This is a genomic window from Actinacidiphila oryziradicis, from assembly GCF_005047355.1.
GTDB classification, from domain to species: domain Bacteria; phylum Actinomycetota; class Actinomycetes; order Streptomycetales; family Streptomycetaceae; genus Actinacidiphila; species Actinacidiphila oryziradicis.
The window spans coordinates 1-21,316 of sequence record NZ_SUMC01000123.1 but is presented as its reverse complement, the minus strand read 5'-3'; the positions used below and the strand labels follow the sequence as shown (position 1 = coordinate 21,316).

Here is a 21,316-nt window from a genome sequence, read left to right as displayed (position 1 = left end):
TGCGGGCGAGCAGCGCCAGACCGAAGGCGAGAGTCTTGCCCGAGCCGGTACGGCCACGGCCCAGGACGTCCCGGCCGGCCAGCGAGTTCGGCAGCGTCGCGCCCTGGATCGGGAACGGCTCGTTCATGCCCAGGCTGGTGAGCATCTTCAACAGCGCGGGCGGCAGGTCCAGTTCGGCGAAGGTCGCAGCCGGGGGCAGGGCCGGGGTGAGGGTGACCGGCAGCGCGAACTCTCCCTGCAACGCGGCGGGACGACGTCCGTAACCACCGGACCGGGCGGGAGCGCCCGACCGTCCTGAAGCGCCCGATCGGCTCGGGGCCGGCGAGCGGAAGCCGCCACGCCCGCTGGAACCGGCGGAGCCGCCCGTACGGGTGCGGGAATATCGATCGTTCGTGCGAGCTGTGCGGTTCATGCAGAACCTTCCTCGATGCGGCGCGTATCGAGGAATTCCTGGCAGCGACGAGCGGCACAGGGAATCGCAAGAACGAACCGTAGAAAAGACGAAGACGAATCCGGACCGACGGGTAAACAGTCGGGGCCGGCGCGCCGAAGTGACTGACATCTGCCGGACGGAGCGGCTGGTATGCCACATCACCGGGGATCGGGCGGACCTGTGTCCGGCCGGGAGCCGTAGGCGGTTCGCCCGCCGCACGGTTGAGACAGCAGGGAATTACCCCGCAAAAAGACAACGAGCCGGGGCCCGCACCCTGAGGTGCGGGCCCAGCTACGTCCTACGCTCCAGCGTCAGGCGGGAACGATGTTCTCCGCCTGCGGGCCCTTCTGGCCCTGCGTGACGTCGAAGTTCACCTTCTGGCCCTCCTGCAGCTCGCGGAAGCCCTGGGCGGCGATGTTCGAGTAGTGGGCGAAGACGTCAGCGCCGCCACCGTCCTGCTCGATGAAGCCGAAACCCTTTTCCGCGTTGAACCACTTCACGGTGCCACTAGCCATGTCTGATCTCCTTCGGGGCATTGCCCGGAGACTCGCACTGTGCGAGCCCCGCGTCGCCGCGATGATTACCCCGTCCGGAAAAACACCGGAAATACAAAAGCGCACCCACCGGCACAGAAAGCCGACAAGAGCACTTGAAGTCTTTGGGAACCACAACTGCAACTAAGATCAACCGTAGCACGGTGTCGGCTGCCGGGCGCGGCAAGTGATATCACTCCGCCCGTTGCGCCATAAACCCTCATCGCACATTGCGACAATTTCTGTACCAGCCGCAGTAGATATTTGCTCGGAAGTTCTCCGAGGCCCAGGCGTCACGAATCAGCCGGTCCGCCCGGAGCGGCTGTGGGGCGGCGCAGTTCTTCGTTGACCCGCAGGGCTTCTTCGAGCTGGTCCTCCAGGATGACGATGCGGCAGGCGGCGTCGATCGGCGTACCGCCGTCGACCAGTTCGCGGGCGCGGGCGGCGATGCGGAGCTGATAGCGGGAGTAACGGCGGTGACCGCCGTCGGACCGCAGGGGGGCGATCAGCCGGGCTTCACCGATGGCCCGCAGGAAGCCCGGCGTGGCGCCGATCATCTCCGCGGCACGGCCCATCGTGTAAGCGGGGTAGTCGTCATCGTCGAACCGATCGGCGGCATGCGGTTGGGTCGCTGGGGGCACTTGCACCTCTCCTGGAACGCGTCGAGGGGCCCCAGCGCCTTACGGCACCGGGGCCCCGAGGGATTTCAACACCACCTGTCGGCGCTGGGCGCCGACTTTCTGTTTCCGCATGTCCGCCAAGGAGGCCGGGGGTGCGGGGATCGCGGATGCGTGACCGGGGACCACCTTCCAATCCGGGGGGGCCTGCGGTACCCGAGCGGACTGGATCCTCGCTCGGGCGATCCCGATGGCGTCTACTCCTCTCTTCCTCATCTTCTTGGGCCGGATCCTGCTGAACTGCTGTACTGCCATTCTGCGGTGCTGCTCGCGGCCCCTCGGGCCGCCCTGGCCCGGCAACCAGCCATGGGGCCTTATCGCACTTCCTGGCCCCAGGACTCCGCTGCCGTGCCCGTGTACTGCTACTACTGCTCGCGCCAGTTCGTCTCTGCCGCGCGTTGCTGAGTTGCTTGGCTACAGAAGAAACTCTAGCCATACGGGAACGCCATGTCTACTCCAGCCATGACAGATTTTCCCGGGCTGGAGGGAGAGGTTATTTGCTCCTGTACCCGATGCGGCATGCTGATGGTGTGACTTTGGAGGACCTCGTCCGGCTACGCCGGGCCCGCGACCTGATGGACCGCGAATACGCGGAGCCGCTCGACGTCGCGGCGCTGGCGCGTGTCGCCCTCATGTCGCCGGGCCACTTCTCCCGCAGCTTCCGCGCCGCCTTCGGAGAGACGCCGTACAGCTACCTGATGACCCGCCGGATCGAGCGGGCCAAGGCACTGCTGCGACGTGGCGATCTGTCCGTGACAGAGGTCTGCCTCGCAGTCGGATGCACGTCGCTGGGGTCGTTCAGCTCACGGTTCACCGAGCTGGTCGGCGAGAGCCCGAGCTCATACCGGGCCCGCCGCCACGACCAGGGCGCCGCCATCCCGGCTTGCGTCGCCAAGATCCTGACCCGGCCGGTCAGGAACCGGGAAGCACAATCCGCCGCTCCCCCCGTAGCGTGAGCGGCATGGACCTCAGGTTTTCGCAGTGCTTCATCGCCGTCGACGACCACCACAAAGCCCTCGCCTTCTACCGCGACGTTCTCGGCCTCGAGGTGCGCAATGACGTCGGGTTCGAGGGGATGCGCTGGGTGACCGTCGGCTCGCCTTCGTAGCCGGACGTGGATATCGTCCTCGAACCGCCCGTCGGGAACCCGAACGCCTCGCAGGCCGACAAGCAGGCGATCGCGGAGCTGATGGCCAAGGGCAGGTTCCGCCATGGCACGGCACCGTTCGATCTGGGTGGCCGGACAAGAGGCCGCGCGAATAGGTTGGGCGCCGTCGCGGGCCGATGGCTCTCGCCTGGCGGCGTTGTCGTCGGTCGACGACGCTCCGCGTCGCCTCCTCCCCCAGCTACCGCTGGGAGGTGCCCCCACCTCCGCCTTGCCAGACTCGGCCCTCGACCCGCTCCTTAACCCGCCCCACCTATTCGCGCGGTCTCTAAGCTTGAGATTTAACCTCGCCGCTCGAACACGACCGCAAGTCGGCTTCACGGACCCGGCATGCACACCTTCCGTCCCGGTTTACTGTGATTTCCTACCGCGCTGTGAAGCCTGCTTGTGAGGCAGGAAGAGCTGGTCGGAGCTGTTCGAATCCGGAGGTTAAATCTCAAGCTAAGGCGCGCGCTTGCTCTCGTCACGCAGGCGCCGATAGAACGCGCCCATGACGCGCCTCGGGTACACCCCGACCCCTGATCGCCGGTCCGGCCCGCGCCGGCCGGCGCCCGCGCCCGGCGGCGTACGGCTCAGCTGTAGAGGAGCGATCCCGGGGTGGTGAGCAGCTCGCCCGTCTCGAGCCATGTCTTCAGGCCGGAGAGGATCATCGGCCAGCCGCCGTAGAGCTCTTCGTTCGCGCCTTCGCGCAGCTGGTCGTGAGTGACGGTCAGCCGGCAGGAGTCGCCGACGGGCTCGATCTCCCAGGTGACCCTGGTTGTCCCCTCGCTCTTCACCTCGTCGCTCCAGAGCGCGACCATGCTCTGGACGAGCCGGCGCGGCGGGTCCACCTCGAGGTTCTCGCCCTCGCCCAGCGGGCCGCCGGCGCCCGGGGCGCCCATCTCGAACCGCGAGCCGGGGGTCCAGTCCGAGGTGATCCGGGCACCGAAGTTGTACTTGCTCCTGATCTCGGGGTCGGTGATCGCCTCCCAGAGGCGCTCCGGGGTAGTGCGGATGTAAATCTCGAAGACCTTCTGCATGGGACTCTCCAGTCGGCTCTTGAGGCCGCTGAGCGCAGCAGCCCATGGTTCCGCGTACTTGCTCACCCATCGGTCGTGGACGAGCCGGATGGGGACGGGGTTCAGGAAGTGGAGCTTCTCCCGGCCTTGCCGCCTGGTCACCACCAGGCCCGCCTGCTCCAGCTGCTTGAGGTGCTTCATCACGGCGAACCGTGTGACGTCGAACCGCGACTGGAGGGCGCTGAGGGTCTGTCCGTCCTCGCGGAAGAGCGCGTCGAGCAGGGTGCGCCGGGTCGGGTCGGCGAGGGCCTTGAACACCGCGTCGTCCATACGCCAAAAATAGGTGACCATTTGGTCACATGTCAATGGCGGCGCCGCTGCCGAAAAACCCGAACACGAGTCCGCGAAGGCCCGGATATCCGGTGGCGCGACGGGGTACGTACTGCTGCGGGTATCCGCTGGGTGGTGCCCGGAGCCGTGCGGCAACGTGGCGGCTCGTCGTTGCGGATGAAGGACAGGCACGCATGGCCAGTGGCACTGTGAAGTGGTTCAACTCCGAGAAGGGCTTCGGATTCATCGCCCAGGACGGCGGCGGCCCCGACGTCTTCGCGCACTATTCCAATATCCAAGGCAACGGCTACCGGGAACTCACCGAGGGCGAACCGGTCACCTTCGACATCACCCAGGGCCAGAAGGGCCCGCAGGCGGAGAACATCGCCCGCGCCGGCCGCTGACACCGCCGGTTCCGGGCCCCGCCACAACACGGGGCCCGGAACCGGCCAGGCGATTCACCGCAGTGGAGCGGGAGAGCGGTCGTACGGCACAGGGACGGCCACCACCGAGCGTGCCGCGCCCACACTTTCGACGAGGGCGGAAGGCTTCTGCTGCTGGCCGCCAAGCTCACCCAGAGCCGGGGCACCCGCCAGACCACCAGCGGCAAGACCATAGGGACGGAACAGGTCCTCCCTCGGCCTCAGTTGTTCCGAAAGGGGCACGTCAGCGTGCTTCTGCCCAACGACCGCCGGTTTCCGCAGCAGTAGGAGAGCGGCGTCGTCGTGGAGCCGGCCGCCCACATGCGCGAGCAGATCGTGGTGGAGTGCGGCGAGGGTGCGGGAGGGGTCGTCGCACCGGTGCCGCGCCACCCTTTCGGTGAGCGGGTAGAACTCACGGCGGTGATTGCGGGCCTCGGTGACCCCGTCGGTGTAGAGAAGCAACTGTTCGTCGTCGGCGAAAGGCAGCACCTGGAGGCACGGCATCTCGCCGCAGAGGGCGCGCAGACCGAGTGGGGGAGCGGGCTCGTCCGGCTCGACAGTCATGACGCCGGACCGGCGGAGCAACAGCGGAGGGGCGTGTCCGCAGTTGACCAGCTCCATGGTGTCGGCCTTGGGGTATCCGACGACCACGGCGGTGACGAAGTCGTCGCAGCCGAGGTTGCGCGCCAGGCTCCGCTCGATCCTGCCGACGACAGCGAGGAGATCCGGCTCGTCATAGGCGGCCTCGCGGAATACCCCGAGCACCAGAGAGGCGGTGCTCACCGCCGACAGTCCCTTGCCCCGCACGTCGCCGACGATCACCCTGACCCCGTACGGCGTGGGCACCAGCGCGTAGAGGTCCCCGCCGATCCGGGCCTCCGCCGCGGCGGCGCTGTAGCGGACAGCCACCTGGAACTGGCCGACGGTCGCGGGCACCGGCTTGAGGAGGGCGTGCTGGGCAGCCTCGGCGACCGAGCGGACGGCCCTCAGTACCCGTTCGCGACGCCCGCGCAGCGCGCTGGCCAGGCAACTCGCCAGGGTGACGGCGATCTGCGCACACACCATGATCACCTTTTCCCGGTTCAGCTCACCGCCAGGGCCGGCGACCGTAAGCCCAAGGACCACGGCCAGGAAGCCCACCCAGAGGACTCCCCCTGGCCTGCTCGTGGCGGCGGCCAGGGCGGGCCCGACGGCAAGCAGCGGGATCCAGTTCACGCCGGTTCCGCTGACGAGGGCGAACGACGCAATGGCAGAGACGATCAGTACGGGCGCGCCTGCGGCGAGATGCCCGGCGGCGAAGTGCCGCCCCGTGGGCCGGAGGCAGCGCCGATGGTCTGGAGGTCGGTCCATATTCCCCGTCATTCCCCGTCCGCGATTCCCACCTTGCTCGGGCGCGGCGGTACCCGCATCCCCGAATGTCCGTTTCATCCACAAATACAGCCTGAGTGTGGGTGTCACAAGGACAGGAATTTCAGATAGTGAGCGAAAGACCCCTGGTCACCCGAGTCGCTGTCGGGACCAGCCGCGCCGCGGCCTGAGCGATGCTGGAGAGCCGCTCCGCCGGGAAGGAGACCCCGAGTGAGCCGAGGGTGTCCCCGCTGTACACGGGTATCGCGACGCAGACGGTTCCGAGGGTGTACTCCTCCAGGTCCGTGACGACCGGGACGGCGGGCGATGAGTCGAGCCGGCGGAACAGTTCGGCGCGGTGGGTGATGGTGCGGGGGGTGAGGTCAACGAGCGAGTGACGCGAGAGGTACTCGTTGCGGGCGTCTTCGTCCAGCTCCCGCAGAACACACTTGCCCAGTGCTGTGGCGTGCCCGGCGTCCTCGAATCCCACCCAGAGGTCGGCCCGTGGCGCCCGGGGGCCGTCGGCGATCTCGACGACCCGGATCTCGCCCTCTTCGTAGAAGGTCAGGTAAGCGGCGGCCGACAGCTCGTCCCGCAGGGCGGCGAGGATGGGACGGATACGGGTGAGCAGCGCCTGCGTGCTGCTTCCGGTGTGCAACAAGTGCAGCCTGTCCCCGATCACGAACGCCCCGTCGACCAGTTTCTGTATGTACCCGTCGTGGGCCAGCGTCCGCAGCAGGTGGTAGGTGGTGGCGAGGGGCAGACCCGTCTCGCGTGCCAGCTGCTTCGCCGGCGCGCCACTCTCGTGCGCACTCACCGCTTCCATCAACCGGAAGGCTCGCTGCACGGAAGCGATGAGCGTAGGGCCCTCCTGAGCAGCCATGTGACCAGCTTGCGCCCGGTGTACCGCGCAAGCAAGGTCGGTCGCGGGCCGGTACACCGGGGCCAGGCGCCAGAGTCAGCCCGCCGCGCTCACAGGCGGCGGTAGCGCGCCGAGGCGAAGGAGAAGCCGCCGAAGAGAATCAGCCCGACCGCGACGGCGACCAGCAGCCACGGGCCCACGGGGGTGTGCGCGAAGCTACGGAGCGTCGAATCCATGCCCTTGGCCTGATGCGGGTCAAAACGGATGGCCGCCACCAGGGCGAAGACCCCCACCCCCGCGAACACCACGCCGCGCGCCAAGCCGCCTCCCACGCCCAGGCCGGTGACGACCTCCCGCGTACGGCGGCTCATCGTGCCGGTCTTCAGCTTCCGCAGGAAGCGCCGCTGGGCCGCCCGTACGGCGAGCACCACGCCGACGCCGATCAGGACGCAGCCCGCGAGACCCACCAGGAACCGGCCGCCCGGCAGCTTCAGCGCCGACGCCGTCCAGTCCTGCGACTGCGCGTTACCGCCGGAGGACCCGCCGCTCCCGGCGGCGTAGGCGGCGGTTCCCCAGCAGACGGAGGCGTAGAAGACCGCCCGGCCGGCGTCCACCAGCCGTGCGCCCGCCTTCCGCCGGCGCCCCTGGCCGGTCACCACGCCGGCGGCCCGCCAGAGCGCCATGCAGCCGAAACCGACGACCAGGGCCCACAGCATCAGGTGCCCGAAGGGCTGTGCCGCGACCTGGTGCAGCGCACCCTGCCGGTCGGCCTGCTGGCCGCCCTGCCCGAACGCGATCTGCAGGGCCAGAACGCCGATCAGGGCATACACCACGCCCCTCGCGACAAAGCCCGCCCGTCCTGCGGCGGTCAGCGTCTCTTTCTGCGTCTTCTGCGTCCGGCGCCGGCTCGCGGAGCCGGCGCCCCGGCTGCTCTGCCGGCGTGCGTATGACGAAGTCACGTTGTCCTCCTGGAAGGTCGGCGTCCGTTGTACGTCCGCCCCCCTGCGTCTGCCCCCGGCCGGAGCTCCGATGCGGAGCTCACCTGGCGGAGGTCCGTGCCGGACAGGGCTCAACCCCGGAACAGACCCCTGCGTCCTTGCAACCGAACGACCCCAATACCGCGTATGCATACTGAGTATGTTGTTCGGTGGAAGACGGAAAGGCATCCATGTACAGCAAGGCATCCGCCCCCGAGTACCAAGGCGCCCTCACCTCACTGTCGGTCAACTCGTCCCTGGTGGACGTGCTGGCCGAGGGGACCGAGAAGTTGCGGGCAGCAGAACTCTCCGGCTCCCAGCGGGAGGTATCGCGGTCCGCGCTCGCCGTCGCCGAGGCGCACCGCCGTCTCGGCCATGTCGAGGAGGCCGACCGGGCCTGGAAGGAGAGCTACCGCGCCGCTCGCTCGGTCGGCGACATCGGGGCGATGGCGTGGGCACTGTGGAGCGGCGGCACGCTCGCCAGGCAGCGGGGCGCGCTGGCCCTGGCCCGCCGTCTGCTCGCGCTCGCGGCCGACATGGGCGAACGGGGCGGGGACGTCGTCGTACGGGGATACTCCCTCGCCGGAATGGCGGAGACCGGCCGCATACAGGGTGACTACCTGGCCGTGGGCGCCCTGCACGAGCGGCTGCTCGCCGAGGCGAGAAAGCGCGGCGAGGCCCGGCACACGGTGTGGGCGCTGGAGGGCATCGCGCAGATGCACCGGAACACCGGCTCGTACGACACGGCGCTGGCGATGTTCGAGGAAGCGGCCGGGATAGCGGAGCGGGCCGACGACAGGCGCGGGCGGGCCTGGGCGCTGCGCGGCATGGCCGACATCGTCTCCGTACGGGACCAGGACCCGGAGCGGGCGCTGGCACTGCTCACCGAAGCCGAAGTAACGTGCCGGGAGATGAACCTGTCCAGCGCACTGGCCTACAACCACAAGATGCGTGGAAATGTGCTCTTCCGTGCCAGCCGCTATGAGGAAGCCAGGCCGGTCTACGAAGCGGCGCTGGAAGAGTTCCGTACCATGAAGGAGCCGCGTGGCGAGGCGCTGGCCCGGCTCGGCCTGGTCAAGACGCTCGCCCGGCTCGGGCGGGATCTCGCGGGAACGGCCGCAGATCTGGACGAACTGAGCCGCCACCTGGACCGGATCGGCCTGCGGCACACGCGCGACATGGTCGACAAGGCCCGCGCCGAACTGGGCGTCGAGGGGATAGGACGGCGATGACCATGGCAACGCCAGCCCAGTGCACGCCCCGGTCCACCGCGCCCCAGATCCTCGACCGCTGCCGCGAACTCGTGCACCCGGCCCTCACGGCGGCCATCGGCAGGCTCCACCCCTGGCCGGGCGAAATGGCCGCCTACGCACTCGGCTGGAGCGAGGCGGACGGCAAGCCCGTCGGCTCCCCCGGCAAGGGAGTGCGCCAGGCCCTCACCGTGCTCTGTGCCGAAGCGGCCGGTGCACCCGGCGAGACCGCGATCGCCGGCGCGGTCGCCGTCGAGCTGATCCACACCTTCACCCTCCTGCACGACGACATCATGGACGGCGACGAGACGCGGCGGCAGCGGGAGACCGTGTGGAAGGCGTACGGCACGGGACCCGCGGTCCTCACCGGTGACGCGCTGTTCGCCCTGGCCGTGGAGACCCTGGCCGACTCGCCGAACGCCCACAGCGGCACGGCGGTACGGCACCTGGCCCGGGCGCTCAACGACCTCGTACGGGGTCAGGCGGAGGACCTGCTCTTCGAAGCCCGGCCCTGGACCGGCCCCGAGGCCGTGCGGCCCGAGGAGTACCGGTCCATGGCGGACCGCAAGACCGGCGCCCTCCTCGGCTGCGCCGCCGCGCTCGGCGCCGTACTCGCCGGGGCGCCGTCCCCGACCGTCGACGCGCTCGCCCGGGCGGGGCGGCACCTCGGGGTGGCCTTCCAGACCGTCGATGACCTGCTCGGCATCTGGGGGGACCCGGAGGCCACCGGAAAACCCGTCCACAACGATCTGCGCCGGATGAAGAAGACGTATCCCGTCATCGCGGCCCTGGCCGCCAAAGGCCCGGCCACCCGGAGCCTCACCGCGCTCCTCACCTCGCCGCACCCTCTGGACGACGCCGCCCTCCGGCACGCCGCCGTACTCATCGAGGAAGCCGGCGGACGCTCCGCCGCCCTGGCCGAAGCCCGCCGTCACGTCGGCATCGTCCTCGGCTGCCTGGACAGCGTCCGGCTGTCCCCGGACGCGGCCGAGGACATCCGTACGCTCCTGCCGTTCCTGGTCGACCGCAGAATGTGAGGAACCCGCTGCGCCAGAGCGGTGTCGTACCCGTTGAGGCCGGTGCGGCCGGTCTGCTGCCAGGCGTCGAGGGACCGGGTGTAGATGTCCGACCGCGGCGTCGGCGGTGGCGGTACCGGGCAAACTCGGCGGGAACACCCGCTTCCAGATCGCGACCCACTCCATGAAACGCGGCTGGATCTGACTCGGCGGTTCACAGAGCGAGGCACAGCCGCAGCGCGTCATAGACGGCCGCGTGCACATTCCGGGAGGCGACCGCGTCACCCACCCGATAGAGCAGATACCGTCCCTCCGGGTTCCGGCGCACGCTCTGCGGACGCAGGTCCAGCAGCGCCTGCTGGTCGACCTCACCCAGATTGGCGGAGCCCGGCAGCAGGGCGAAGTACAGCTCGTCCTGCGGACGCGTGCCGTGTTCCACGACGACATGGTCCACGACCCTCTCCCGTACGGTCTCGGCGTGCTCGCTGCTCAGCTGGGCGACGAGCCGGCCGTCCCGCCGCTCCACCCGCAGCAGCCGGTGGCTCAGGGTGATCCGCGCGTCGTGCTCCGCCAGCACCTTGCCGTACGCCGGGTAGTTGACGCCGCCGACATCAGGGGCGAGAGTCCGCTCGGGCGTGACGACCTCCAGCCGCACCCCGGCACGGGCCAGGGCCTCGGCTGCGTCCAGAGCGGGATGACCCCCGTTGTCGTCGTAGAGCAGGACGTCCCCGGACAGCGACGCGGAACCACCGAGCACGTCCCAGGTGTCGTGGACCAGTTCCGCGCCCGACTCCAGGAAGCCCGCGTCGGGCAGTCCCCCGGTGGCGATCACCACCACATCCGGCTCCTCGGCCAGCACATCCTCGCCCTCAGCGAGGACGTTGTACCGGATGTCCACGCCCAGGTGCTTGCACTCCGCGACCCGCCAGTCGACGATGCCGATCAGATCGCGCCGACGCGGCAGGGCGGCCGCCAGCCGCAGTTGCCCGCCCGCCCGGTCGGCCGCCTCCAGCACCGTGACCCGGTGTCCGCGCTCCCCCAGCACCCGCGCCGCCTCCAGACCCGACGGACCGGCACCGACCACCACGGCACGCAGCGGCGGCCGGGGGCTCAACGGGACAGTGTGCGGCACGCTGTCCTCCCGTCCCGTAGCCGGATTGTGAACGCACTTGGCGTCACTCCCCTGATAGATCGAGTCCAGGCAGTACGTCGCCCCGACACACGGCCGGATCCGGTCCTCCTGCCCAGCGCGGATCTTCGCCACGATATGAGGGTCCGCCAGGTGCGCCCGGGTCATACCGACCAGATCCACCAGCCCGGCCCGGATCGCGTGCCGGGCCGTAGCGACATCGTTGATCCGTGCCGCATGCATCACCGGCACCCCCAGCGCCCGCCGCACCTCTCCCGCGAAGTCCAGGTGCGGGGCGGAAGGAGTCCCCAGCGTCGGGATCATGCGCGACAGCGCGTCATCGGTGTCGATATGGCCCCTCAGTACGTTGATCAGATCAACGCCCTCCCCAACCGCCCGACGCGCGATCTCAAGCCCCTCCTCCATACCGATACCCCCAGCCATGTCCTCGTCCACCGACATCCGCAACGACACAACCATCTCGTCCCCCGCCGCCTCGCGCACCGCCCGCATTACCCGCAGCGGAAAGCGCAGCCGGTTCTCCAGACTGCCGCCGAACTCGTCCTCGCGCCGATTGGTGGCCGGCGACCAGAAGCCGTCCAGCAGGTGCCCGCCCGCGTACAGCTCGATCCCGTCCAGGCCCGCCTCCCGGCAGCGCCGCACGGCATCGGCGTAGGCGGCGACGATACGGTCCAGATCCCACGGCTCCGCCGCCTTGGGAAACGCCCGGTGAGCCGGCTCGCGCAACCCCGAAGCAGCCACCAACGGCAGCCAGTCGCCCGCGTAGTTACTCGTACGCCGGCCCAAATGCGTCACCTGGCACATCACCAGCGCCCCCGCCTCGTGCACCCCCTCCACCAGCGCCCCCAGCCAGGGCACGATCTCGTCCCTGTACAGGTGCAGGTTGCCGAAGGCCGACGGGCTGTCCGGCGCGACGACCGCCGAGCCGCCGATCATGGTCAGGGCGATGCCGCCCCTGGCCTTCTCCTCGTGGTAACGGCGGTACCGCTCCTTGGGCATGCCGTCCTCGGCGTAGGCCGGTTCGTGGGACGTGCTCACCACCCGGTTGCGCAAACGGAACCGGCCCAACTGGAGCGGCTGGAGCAGCGGGTCGAGCGACGCGGCAGTCATGCGCGTACCCCTTTCAACGGTCAATCACCAGATCGGTCAGCGGCCTGGCACAACACAGCAGGACCTTCCCCTGGGCGATCTCACGCGCCCGGATGCCGCCCTTGTGGTCCATCTCGACCCGCCCGGCGGTCAGTGAGCTCTTGCACGTCCCGCACAGCCCCACCCGGCACGAGGTCGCCACGGCAACGCCCGCCGCCTCGGCGGCTTCCAGCAACGTGCCCCCGGGCGGGCACTCCACCACCCTGCCGCTGCCCGAGAACTCAACGCGAAAGCCCCCGCCCCCCACCACCGGGACCGGCCCCAGCGGCTCCAGCTCGAAGCTCTCCTCATGGCAGCGCGCCGGATCACAGCCCAGCTCCCCGAGCATGACCCGCACGGCCGCCATGTACCCCGGCGGCCCGCAGCAGAAGACCTCCCGCTCCACCACGTCGGGCACCGCCGCCCGCAGCATCTCCGCCGTCAGCCGCTCGCCCGTACGCAGGGCCGTGAAACCCGGGAGATCCCGCCCGATGAACGCCAGCTCGTCCCGGAACAGATTGTCCCGCCCGCTGTGCACCGAGACCAGATCCGGCTCAACGGCCAGGTCATACAACGCACGGGCGATCGAGATGAGCGGGGTGACACCGCTGCCCGCCGTCAGAAAAAGATACTTAGCAGCCGGATGGTCCTCCAACGTAAAGAAGCCGACCGGCCCGGACGCCCGCACCACATCCCCCGGCCGCATCGTGTCGTGCAGCCACCCGGAGACCACACCCCCCGGCTTCCGCTTCACCGTGATGGCGACCCTGTCCGGCCGGGTCGGCGCCGAGGACAGCGTGTAGCTACGGCTGACGCCCCCCAAATCGAAGGTCATGAACTGCCCCGCCCGATAACGCACCGCGGGCCCCTGCACCTCAAACACAAAGCTCTTCACATCATCGGTCTCGGCCCTCACCCCCCGGCAGACCAGCGTGATCACGGCTGACCACCCAAATGCGCATCGAGCCGCTCCAAATACCAGGCGCAGAAGTGCTCCACCCAGGACTCCGTCGGCGAGAACGGCCCCGGCTCGTACGCGGGGTTGCTCACCCCTTTGTGCGCCCCGGCCACGAATGCCGCGTCCTGCGCATTGGTCGTACGCCACACCGAAACGAGCTTCTCCGGGTCGTAGTCCACGCCCTCCACCGCGTCCTTGTGGACCAGCCAGGTCGTACGCAGCAGCGTCCGGCCGGGTTCCAGCGGCAGCACCGCGAAGGTGACGACATGATCACTCAGAAAGTGGTGCCAGCTGTTGGGTTGCAGATGCAGCCCCTGCCGCCCCAACCGTGGCGAGGTGAAGTCACCCAGCAGCCGCTGAGACGCGACCCGCGTGTCAGCGGTGATGGACTCCCCGTCCCTGTCCAACGGCGTACGTTCCACCAGGAACCCGGTCGGACGACCGGCCAACCGCAGCACCTGCCGCCACGGCAGGCCCCCGCGCTCCCAGATCGCCGTCATCTCGGCGTCGATCCGCTTGAACCGGTCGTACGCCGCCCGGCGGCTCGGGCCGATGTCCTCCTCCGCGTAACCGATGGTCGGGAACAGCGAGAACCCCAGCTCCGGGTGGCCGCCGCAGTGGTAGCACTCCCGGTTGTTCTCCATCACCAGCTTCCAGTTGCCGTCCTCGACGATGTCGATCTGGCGCGCGACCTTGCACTCCCGCAGCCCGTGCGGGTCCAGATACGGCTCCACCACCGCCGCGACCTCGTCGATGTCCTCCGGAGGCTCATCAGCCAGACAGATGAACAGCAAGCCGCTGATGCTTTTCAGATGCACCGGCTTGAGGCTGAAACACCCCGCCTCGAACCCCGGCCCCACCGACTCGGCATGCACCAGCCGCCCACCCGTGTCATACGTCCACGAGTGATACGGGCACACCAGATTCCCCGTCGACCCACTCTGCGCCGCCAGCAGCCGGGACCCCCGGTGCCGGCACACGTTATGGAAGGCCCGTACGTTCTCGTCGTCGTCGCGCAGCACGATCACCGACCACCGGCCCAGGTCGACGGTGACGTAGTCCCCCGGCTCCGGCACTTCGGGCTCCGAGCCGACGAAGATCCAATGCCGCCCGAACACGGCCTCCAGGTCCAGCTCGAACACGTCCCGGCTCGTATAGAACGGCGCCTCAAGGCTGTACCCAGGCCTCCGGCCCCGGACCATCCCCAGGATGTCCTGCCGGGAGATTGCCGAGCTCATCGGCACCCCTCCTTACGTACCGCTTCGCGGTGACTGGTCCGGTAACTCGTGCCCCTATGTCACACTGCCGCTGCCGCTTGAACCACGGGAGAAATCCCGAGACCCCTACGTAGCCCTCGCCGGGCCGGCCGATACGGCACCGGTTGCCCCCGGTGCAGGGATGCCGTTCGTCCTCCCCGGACGGGCTGGGTTTGCCCGGCTGGGCCAGCACGGTTCCGCCCCGTCCGCCGGGCGTACCGAGCCGTCCTCAAACGCCGGACGGGCTGGGTGGTCGTGCGTGCCGCCACGCCATGTCCGTTGTGGGGGTCGGGGCCGCTGTGGGGTGATCTCCTCGGGGCTCGCGCGTGCGGGTCCGCAGCATGCTTGCCCGGGGTGCACGCGCTCGTCCCCTGCGGGGACACCCCGGCGCGTCCCCTCCCAGCCGCATGGGCGCGTGACGGCCGCTCGCGGCGGAGACCGTAAAACCAAAGGCACCGCACGCCGGGCAACCCCCCGGGGTGACCGCGGGACACAACCCACCGCAAGGCGCTGTGACGGCCGGAGGGGGCGGTGCAGGGGTGTCCCCGCAGACTGTGTCGCCGTATGCCGGTGGCGATGGCGCATGGTGCAGGGGATGCTGGCGACACTGTCGTGGGGGCACCTCCTGGGGGCACCTCCCGGCCGAAGGCTGGGGGAGGTAGCTGGTGGGGGCACCTCCCGGCCGAAGGTTGGGGGAGCGAGTCACCCCGGAGGCGACACCGACCCAACCACCGAACAAAGCGCACCCGCCCCACGGCGCAGGGCACCAAAACCCAGCCCGTCCGGCGTTTGAGGACGGAGCGGCAACCCCGGCGCCGGGCAAAGGCACGCCCGGCCCCGCACGCAGTAGCGCGCGCGTAACAGAACGCGTCTACGCTCCCGTCATGAGCGGCAGCGCCAACGGCAACGGCAACGCCAACGGCAACGGCACCGTGCCGGCCCAGCGCCCCGGCAACCTCCCCGCGGAGCTCACAAGCTTTGTGGGCCGCAGGGACGAGTTGACGCGGGTCAAACGCCTGCTGTCGGAGGCCCGGCTGGTGACATTGACCGGCGTCGGCGGAGTCGGCAAGACCCGGCTGGCGCTCCGGGTCGCACAGCAGGCGCAGCGTGCCTTCCCGGACGGGACCTGGCTGGTGGAGCTGGCCGCACTGGACGACCCGGGCCTGCTTGCCCAAAGCGTCCGAACCGCCCTCGCGCTACCACCCCAAGCGGCGCTGGCCGAAACGCTGCGGGACCGGCGGCTCCTGCTCGTGCTGGACAACTGCGAGCATCTGCAGGACGCGTGCGCGGTGCTGGCCGAGGCCGTGCTGCGGGCCTGCCCAGGCGTTCGCGTACTGGCCACGAGCCGCCACCGCCTCGGGGCGCACGGCGAGCACACCTTCGCGGTGCCACCGCTGGCGCTCCCGGACAGGGAGGCGCTGCTCGCCGCGCGGGCCGCCGCGGCGGTGCCGGGGTTTGCGGTAAACCCGCGGAATGCCGCCGACATGACCGCCCTGTGCACCCGGCTGGACGGCCTACCGCTCGCGCTGGAGCTGGCCGCGGTCCGGCTCCGTTCGCTGTCCCCGGGGGAGTTGGTCGCGCGGTTGGACGACCGGTTCCAGCTTCTGGACACCGGCAGCAGCGCGGCGCTGCCGCGCCAGCAGACGCTCAGGGCACTGGTCGACTGGAGCTTCGGCCTGTGCACCCCTGCGGAGCAGGCGCTCTGGACCCGGCTGTCGGTGTTCGCCGGGGAGTGCGATCTGGAGGCGGTCCAGGAGGTGTGCGCGGACGAGGACGCCGTACCGCGGGAACGGGTGCTGGCCGTGCTCGCCGCGCTGATCGACAAGTCCGTCCTGAGCTGCGAGCACCGCGGCGCAGGCGCCGGTGCCCGCGCGCGCTACCGGATGCTGGAGACCGTACGGCGGTACGGGCAGGAGCGGCTCGCCGCGACCGGCGGGGCCGACGCGTTGCGCGGGCGGCACCGCGACCACTACCGGGGCCTGGCGGAGCGGGCCGTACGGCACTGGTTCAGCCCGTCCCAGGGGGAGTGGCTGGAGCGGCTGCGCCTGGAGCACCCGAATCTGCGCGCGGCGCTGGAGTTCTGTGTGCTGCGGCCAGGGGACGCCGCCGCCGGGCTCCGGATGGCGGCCGACCTGGGCACGTACTGGGAGGGCAGTGGCACGGTGGCGGAGGGGCGGCGCTGGCTGGACCGGCTGCTGGCCCGGGCCCCGGAGGAGGACCGGGCCGGGGGCCTGGCGGTGGCGGGCTGGCTGGCGGTGATCCAGAACGACCCGACGGCCGCCGAAGCGGCCCTCGCGGAGGCCGGCCGGCTGGCCCGGGATCTCGGTGACGCGCGCGTGCTGGCCCAGGTGGCGCTCTTCCGGGGCATGGCCGCCATGTCGGTGGGGGATCTGCGGCTGTCGGCGGAGCTGTACGAGGAGGCGCTGGCCCGGCACCGGGAGCTCGGTGATCCGTACGCGGTGGCGATGTCCCTGTTCCGGCTGGCCCTGGTGGCCTCGACGGCGGGCGACTCGGAGAGCGCGGTCGCGCGGAGCGAGGAATGCCGGGCTCTGTGCGAGGCGCACGGGGAGCTCTGGGCGCGGGCGTACGCCCAGTGGGTACTGGGCGTGGAGAAGTGGCGCGGCGGTGACGCGGCGGCGGCCTCGGCCCTGGCGGGGGAGAGTCTGCTGGCCAACCACCGTATCGGGGACCGGCTTGGCGTGGCCCTCGGTCTGGAGCTGCTGGCCTGGATCGCCGCGACCGGCGCGCAGCCGGACCGGGCGGCTTCGCTTTTCGGCGCGGCCCACGCTCTGTGGCAGGCGACAGGTTCTCCGCTGGCCGGGTTCGGGCTGCTGGCCGAGTGTCATGAGACGTGGTCCGCGGCGGCGTGCGGGGCACTCGGCGAGCGGGCGTACCTGCGCGGCTTCCAGGGGGGAACGGCCCTGTCGCCGGAACAGGCGGTGGGGTTCGCGCTGAGAGTCGACCGATCGGCGGCGCCGGGCCGGGAGCCGGGCGCCGGTGGGGCGCGGCTGACGCGTCGCGAGACGGAGGTGGCCGCGATGGTCGCCCGTGGCCTGACCAACAAGGAGATCGCCGCCTCGTTGGTCATCGCGCAGCGCACCGCCGAGTCCCATGTGGAGAACATCCTCGCCAAACTCGGCTTCACCTCACGGGCACAGATCGCTTCTTGGGCGACCCAGCGCCAACTGGCCTCCGCGCCAGGCGAGTCAGCCGTGTGAGATCAGCCACCTGAGATCTCCCAGCAGGCTGCCACCGCTTCCCGATCCGGGAAACTCCGGGCCATGGGGAAGCAAAGATCTTCGGTCATATCTGTTCCGCCCCTTCGGGCTCGGCTAGGTTCTGGCCACCAGATCTACACGCGTCATGGACATGAAATGTCATGCCCATGACATACACACGCCCACGCCCTCACCAGGGCGTCCCTGCCAGGAACGGCGCCACCGCACCCCTCCGGGCGGGCACCCCCCTCACCCGTACGTCCGGCGCGCAACCCGCGCCCTACGCACGCCCGGAGTCTGCCGAGAACCCCACTCCCGGCTCTGGTCCCGCGTCCGGCCCCAACCCTGGCCGCCGCGCCCAAAGCCCCTTCCCCACGAAGGGCAACACCCTTGTATTCCTCACGGCATTCCTCCCGCTCCAGAACCGGCAGGCGGAGCCTGCGCGGCATCATCACCGCGGCCCTGCCCGCGCTCGCCCTGGCGGTCGCCGGACTCATGGCCGCCCCACAGGCCAACGCGCAGACCGTCCAGGCGGCACCTTCCGCACAGAGCGCGAAGGCCGCGGCCATCGCACAGAACGCGGCGGCCCTGACGGCTCCCAAGGCGCAGGCCGTGCACTCGACGGGCAGGGCGGGTGACAAGGTGCCGACCACGCACCTGTGCGGCACCCCGACCGCCGGCCACGCGGCCTGTTTCGCACAGCGGCGTTCCGACATCAAGCAGAAGCTGGCCAGCGCGATATCCCCGAACGCCACCGTGTCCGGCATCAGCCCGGCCAACCTGCACAGCGCGTACAACCTGTCTTCCACCGCCGGCTCCGGCATGACCGTGGCGGTCGTCGACGCGTACAACGACCCCAACGCGGCCTCCGACCTGGCCACTTACCGCTCGCAGTTCAGCCTGTCGGCCTGCACCGTCGCCAACGGCTGCTTCAAGCAGGTGAGCCAGACCGGCTCCACCACCTCGCTCCCGACGAACGACACCGGATGGGCGGGCGAGGAAGCGCTCGACATCGACATGGTCAGCGCTGTCTGCCCCAACTGCAGCATCATCCTGGTCGAGGCCAGTTCGGCCACCGATGCCGACCTGGGCACCGCGGAGAACGAGGCCGTGGCGCTGGGCGCCAAGTTCGTCTCCAACAGCTGGGGCGGCTCCGAGTCGTCGTCCCAGACCAGCGAGGACACCTCGTACTTCAAGCACCCGGGTGTCGCCATCACCGTCTCCGCCGGTGACTCCGGCTACGGTGCCGAGTACCCGGCGACGTCCCAGTACGTCACCGCCGTCGGCGGCACCGCACTGAGCACCTCCTCCTCCACCCGTGGCTGGACCGAGTCGGTCTGGAATACCAGCAGCACCGAGGGCACCGGCTCCGGCTGCTCCTCCTACGACTCCAAGCCGAGCTGGCAGACGGACACCGGCTGCACCAAGCGCATGGAGTCCGATGTCTCCGCCGTCGCCGACCCGGCGACCGGTGTCGCGGTCTACGACACCTACGGCGGCTCCGGCTGGGCGGTCTACGGCGGCACCAGCGCCTCCTCGCCGATCATCGCCTCGGTCTACGCACTGGCCGGTACCCCCGGGACCAGCGACTACCCGGCGAAGTACCCGTACTCCCACACCTCGAACCTGTATGACGTCACCAGCGGCTCCAACGGCTCCTGCTCCACCTCGTACTTCTGCACCGCAGGCACCGGCTACGACGGCCCGACCGGCTGGGGCACCCCCAACGGCACCACCGCCTTCGCCAGCGGCACCACCACCGGCAACACGGTGACCGTCACCAGCCCGGGCAGCCAGAGCACCGTCACGGGCAGCACGGTCAGCCTGCAGATCTCGGCCACCGACAGCGCGGGCGCCACGCTCACCTACGGCGCCTCGGGCCTGCCCACCGGGCTGTCGATCAGCAGCTCAACCGGCCTGATCAGCGGCACCGCGAGCACCGCGGGCACCTACAGCACCACGGTCACCGCCACCGACAGCACCGGCGCGGCCGGCTCCGCCACCTTCACCTGGACGGTCAGCTCCTCCGGCGGCGGCGGTACCTGCACCTCCACGCAGTTGCTGGGCAACAACGGATTCGAGTCGGGCAGCACCACCTGGACCGCGTCCAGCGGTGTGATCACCAACTCCACCAGCGAGTCCGCCCGCACCGGCTCCTACTACGCGTGGCTGGACGGTTACGGCTCCACGCACACCGACACGCTGTCGCAGTCGGTCACGATCCCCAGCGGCTGCAAGGCGAGTCTCACCTTCTACGTGCACATCGACACGGCCGAGACCACCACCAGCACGGCCTATGACAAGCTCACCGTCACGGCCGGCTCCACCACCCTGGCCAGCTACTCCAACCTCAACGCCGCCACCGGCTACGTCCTGAAGACCTTCGACCTGTCCTCCCTCGCCGGCACCACCGCCACCATCAAGTTCAGCGGCGTCGAGGACTCCTCCCTCCAGACCAGCTTCGTCATCGACGACACCGCCCTGACCACCAGCTGACGGCTTCCTGCGGCGGGTCCCGGTCACCACTGCCGGGACCCGCCGCCGGGGCCCTTCCGGCCTCATCCGCCCGTCGCGACGACATACGTGGTACCTTTAGGTCAGTTGCAGTTTTGGTACCCATGAAACTCTGTGTGCACCTGACGGTCTTCCGCGGGTGCGTTTTTGTTTTTGCCGGTCATCTCCGGATGGGCTCATTGCGGCGACGCGGAATTCGTACAGTGCGAATTCCGGTTCTGCCCCCCTATCGGAGGAGATAGACATGGCTACTGGCGTAGTGAAGTGGTTCAACGCGGAAAAGGGTTTCGGCTTCATCGAGCAGGACGGCGGCGGCGCTGACGTCTTCGCCCACTACTCGAACATCGCCGCCCAGGGCTTCCGTGAGCTCCAGGAAGGCCAGAAGGTCTCGTTCGACGTCACGCAGGGCCAGAAGGGCCCGCAGGCAGAGAACATCGTCCCGGCCTGACCTGGACCCGCACAACGCAGCAGGGCCCGCACCACACGGCGCGGGCCCTGCCCGCTGCCTGCAATGGCGCAGACAGTGTCGTATCTCTCCTACACGGCGGATGTCGGCCTCAGGCCGCCCGTCAGTGCATGGCACGGATATTCCCGTCCCGGGTTTATTTCCGCTTTTTGTTTCGGCTCGGTCTTGTGGTTCTTTGTGCGGCTATTTCTGCCCCTGGAACCTTTCTCGATACGCGCCGCATCGAGAAAGGTTTTCCGTATGAAACGCCCCACGCGCTCCTACAAGAGCTCCGGCAGCACCTCCGGCAACCGCTCCAGCGGTTCCAGCGGCTCCTACTCCCGTGGCCGTAGCGGCGGCTCCGGCGGCGGTGCCCCCAGGCGCCGCCCCGCAGCCCTGCAGGGGGAATTCGCGCTGCCCGTCACCATCACCCCGGCGCTGCCCGCGGTGGAGGCCTTCGCCGAGCTGGACATGCCGGAGGAGCTGCTGTCCACGCTCACCCGCGAGGGTCTGACCGTGCCGTTCCCGATCCAGGGCGCGACGCTGCCGAACTCGCTGGCCGGCCGGGACGTCCTGGGCCGTGGCCGTACCGGCTCGGGCAAGACTCTCGCCTTCGGTCTGGCGCTGCTCGCCCGCA

At 69.8% G+C, this 21,316-nt stretch carries 18 protein-coding genes and 1 pseudogene; 9 read left to right on the top strand and 10 right to left on the bottom strand.

What is annotated here, in order from left to right:
* The 3 genes from FCI23_RS47805 to FCI23_RS47795 form a co-directional block, all read right to left on the bottom strand.
* Window positions 1-412 (bottom strand): DEAD/DEAH box helicase (locus FCI23_RS47805; protein WP_136730285.1); only part of this gene is annotated, 412 nt, incomplete at its 3' end.
* Between the two features lie 332 nt (window positions 413-744).
* Entirely contained in the window at window positions 745-948 is a 204-nt protein-coding gene (locus tag FCI23_RS47800) for a cold-shock protein (protein WP_014061102.1), read from the bottom strand.
* 311 nt (window positions 949-1,259) lie between these two features.
* Window positions 1,260-1,607: a MerR family transcriptional regulator gene (locus FCI23_RS47795; protein ID WP_136730284.1), complete on the bottom strand. Its 348-nt coding sequence runs from the start codon at window positions 1,605-1,607 to the stop codon at window positions 1,260-1,262.
* A gap of 566 nt (window positions 1,608-2,173) precedes the next feature.
* On the opposite strand from FCI23_RS47795, the gene FCI23_RS47790 reads away from it, so the two are divergent.
* Together FCI23_RS47790 and FCI23_RS47785 are read left to right on the top strand one after the other, a co-directional pair.
* Window positions 2,174-2,599 carry a helix-turn-helix domain-containing protein gene (locus FCI23_RS47790; RefSeq protein WP_136730283.1) on the top strand — a complete coding sequence of 142 codons (426 nt, stop codon included), beginning with the start codon at window positions 2,174-2,176 and terminating at the stop codon, window positions 2,597-2,599.
* A gap of 5 nt (window positions 2,600-2,604) precedes the next feature.
* Window positions 2,605-2,853: pseudogene (locus FCI23_RS47785) on the top strand (VOC family protein); the annotation flags it as partial.
* A 527-nt stretch (window positions 2,854-3,380) separates the two neighbouring features.
* On the opposite strand, the gene FCI23_RS47780 reads toward FCI23_RS47785, so the two are convergent.
* Window positions 3,381-4,136, bottom strand: coding sequence for an ArsR/SmtB family transcription factor (locus FCI23_RS47780; protein ID WP_136730282.1), 756 nt, complete (start codon window positions 4,134-4,136; stop codon window positions 3,381-3,383).
* Between the two features lie 194 nt (window positions 4,137-4,330).
* On the opposite strand from FCI23_RS47780, the gene FCI23_RS47775 reads away from it, so the two are divergent.
* Window positions 4,331-4,540, top strand: a complete 210-nt coding sequence (locus tag FCI23_RS47775) for a cold-shock protein (protein WP_136730281.1) — start codon at window positions 4,331-4,333, stop codon at window positions 4,538-4,540.
* 54 nt (window positions 4,541-4,594) lie between these two features.
* Here FCI23_RS47775 and FCI23_RS47770 read toward each other — a convergent pair whose 3' ends face one another.
* From FCI23_RS47770 to FCI23_RS47760, 3 genes are all read right to left on the bottom strand, one after another.
* Window positions 4,595-5,908 (bottom strand): PP2C family protein-serine/threonine phosphatase, encoded by a 1,314-nt coding sequence (locus FCI23_RS47770; protein WP_246144747.1) that lies wholly within the window; start codon window positions 5,906-5,908, stop codon window positions 4,595-4,597.
* A gap of 121 nt (window positions 5,909-6,029) precedes the next feature.
* Entirely contained in the window at window positions 6,030-6,788 is a 759-nt protein-coding gene (locus tag FCI23_RS47765; RefSeq protein ID WP_136730280.1) for an IclR family transcriptional regulator, read from the bottom strand.
* 89 nt (window positions 6,789-6,877) lie between these two features.
* Window positions 6,878-7,639 (bottom strand): DUF1206 domain-containing protein, encoded by a 762-nt coding sequence (locus FCI23_RS47760; RefSeq protein ID WP_169317314.1) that lies wholly within the window; start codon window positions 7,637-7,639, stop codon window positions 6,878-6,880.
* A gap of 296 nt (window positions 7,640-7,935) precedes the next feature.
* Here FCI23_RS47760 and FCI23_RS47755 point away from each other — a divergent pair, with 296 nt between their 5' ends.
* Both FCI23_RS47755 and FCI23_RS47750 read left to right on the top strand, forming a co-directional pair.
* Window positions 7,936-8,976: a tetratricopeptide repeat protein gene (locus FCI23_RS47755; RefSeq protein WP_136730278.1), complete on the top strand. Its 1,041-nt coding sequence runs from the start codon at window positions 7,936-7,938 to the stop codon at window positions 8,974-8,976.
* Window positions 8,973-10,031, top strand: a complete 1,059-nt coding sequence (locus FCI23_RS47750; RefSeq protein WP_136730277.1) for a polyprenyl synthetase family protein — start codon at window positions 8,973-8,975, stop codon at window positions 10,029-10,031. Before FCI23_RS47755 ends, FCI23_RS47750 begins: the two co-directional genes overlap by 4 nt.
* Before the next feature lie 193 nt (window positions 10,032-10,224).
* Here the strand turns inward: FCI23_RS47750 and FCI23_RS47745 are convergent, their stop codons facing one another.
* The 3 genes from FCI23_RS47745 to FCI23_RS47735 are packed head-to-tail and all read right to left on the bottom strand — an operon-like array spanning window position 10,225 to window position 14,484.
* Window positions 10,225-12,270, bottom strand: a complete 2,046-nt coding sequence (locus tag FCI23_RS47745) for an NADH:flavin oxidoreductase (protein ID WP_136730276.1) — start codon at window positions 12,268-12,270, stop codon at window positions 10,225-10,227.
* A gap of 13 nt (window positions 12,271-12,283) precedes the next feature.
* Window positions 12,284-13,183, bottom strand: a complete 900-nt coding sequence (locus tag FCI23_RS47740) for a flavin reductase family protein (RefSeq protein ID WP_265737834.1) — start codon at window positions 13,181-13,183, stop codon at window positions 12,284-12,286.
* Between the two features lie 41 nt (window positions 13,184-13,224).
* Complete coding sequence (locus FCI23_RS47735; protein ID WP_136730274.1) at window positions 13,225-14,484, bottom strand: aromatic ring-hydroxylating oxygenase subunit alpha; 1,260 nt, start codon at window positions 14,482-14,484, stop codon at window positions 13,225-13,227.
* Window positions 14,485-15,386: 902 nt separating this feature from the next.
* On the opposite strand from FCI23_RS47735, the gene FCI23_RS47730 reads away from it, so the two are divergent.
* The 4 genes from FCI23_RS47730 to FCI23_RS47715 all read left to right on the top strand — a co-directional run.
* On the top strand, window positions 15,387-17,720 hold the full coding sequence (locus tag FCI23_RS47730) for an ATP-binding protein (RefSeq protein ID WP_136730273.1): 2,334 nt from the start codon (window positions 15,387-15,389) through the stop codon (window positions 17,718-17,720).
* 495 nt (window positions 17,721-18,215) lie between these two features.
* Window positions 18,216-20,216, top strand: a complete 2,001-nt coding sequence (locus FCI23_RS47725) for a putative Ig domain-containing protein (protein WP_407646139.1) — start codon at window positions 18,216-18,218, stop codon at window positions 20,214-20,216.
* Window positions 20,217-20,478: 262 nt separating this feature from the next.
* On the top strand, window positions 20,479-20,682 hold the full coding sequence (locus FCI23_RS47720) for a cold-shock protein (protein ID WP_136730271.1): 204 nt from the start codon (window positions 20,479-20,481) through the stop codon (window positions 20,680-20,682).
* 258 nt (window positions 20,683-20,940) lie between these two features.
* The coding region (locus FCI23_RS47715; RefSeq protein WP_136730270.1) for a DEAD/DEAH box helicase at window positions 20,941-21,316 on the top strand (376 nt) is incomplete at its 3' end.

Bases quoted from the DNA above. Each gene is read 5' to 3' on its own strand.
- FCI23_RS47735 (WP_136730274.1), bottom strand. From the start codon at position 14,484: ATGAGCTCGGCAATCTCCCGGCAGGACATCCTGGGGATGGTCCGGGGC.
- FCI23_RS47765 (WP_136730280.1), bottom strand. From the start codon at position 6,788: ATGGCTGCTCAGGAGGGCCCTACGCTCATCGCTTCCGTGCAGCGAGCC.
- FCI23_RS47800 (WP_014061102.1), bottom strand. From the start codon at position 948: ATGGCTAGTGGCACCGTGAAGTGGTTCAACGCGGAAAAGGGTTTCGGC.
- FCI23_RS47775 (WP_136730281.1), top strand. From the start codon at position 4,331: ATGGCCAGTGGCACTGTGAAGTGGTTCAACTCCGAGAAGGGCTTCGGA.
- FCI23_RS47780 (WP_136730282.1), bottom strand. From the start codon at position 4,136: ATGGACGACGCGGTGTTCAAGGCCCTCGCCGACCCGACCCGGCGCACC.
- FCI23_RS47755 (WP_136730278.1), top strand. From the start codon at position 7,936: ATGTACAGCAAGGCATCCGCCCCCGAGTACCAAGGCGCCCTCACCTCA.
- FCI23_RS47725 (WP_407646139.1), top strand. From the start codon at position 18,216: ATGGCCGCCCCACAGGCCAACGCGCAGACCGTCCAGGCGGCACCTTCC.
- FCI23_RS47730 (WP_136730273.1), top strand. From the start codon at position 15,387: ATGAGCGGCAGCGCCAACGGCAACGGCAACGCCAACGGCAACGGCACC.
- FCI23_RS47720 (WP_136730271.1), top strand. From the start codon at position 20,479: ATGGCTACTGGCGTAGTGAAGTGGTTCAACGCGGAAAAGGGTTTCGGC.
- FCI23_RS47745 (WP_136730276.1), bottom strand. From the start codon at position 12,270: ATGACTGCCGCGTCGCTCGACCCGCTGCTCCAGCCGCTCCAGTTGGGC.
- FCI23_RS47750 (WP_136730277.1), top strand. From the start codon at position 8,973: ATGACCATGGCAACGCCAGCCCAGTGCACGCCCCGGTCCACCGCGCCC.
- FCI23_RS47770 (WP_246144747.1), bottom strand. From the start codon at position 5,908: ATGGACCGACCTCCAGACCATCGGCGCTGCCTCCGGCCCACGGGGCGG.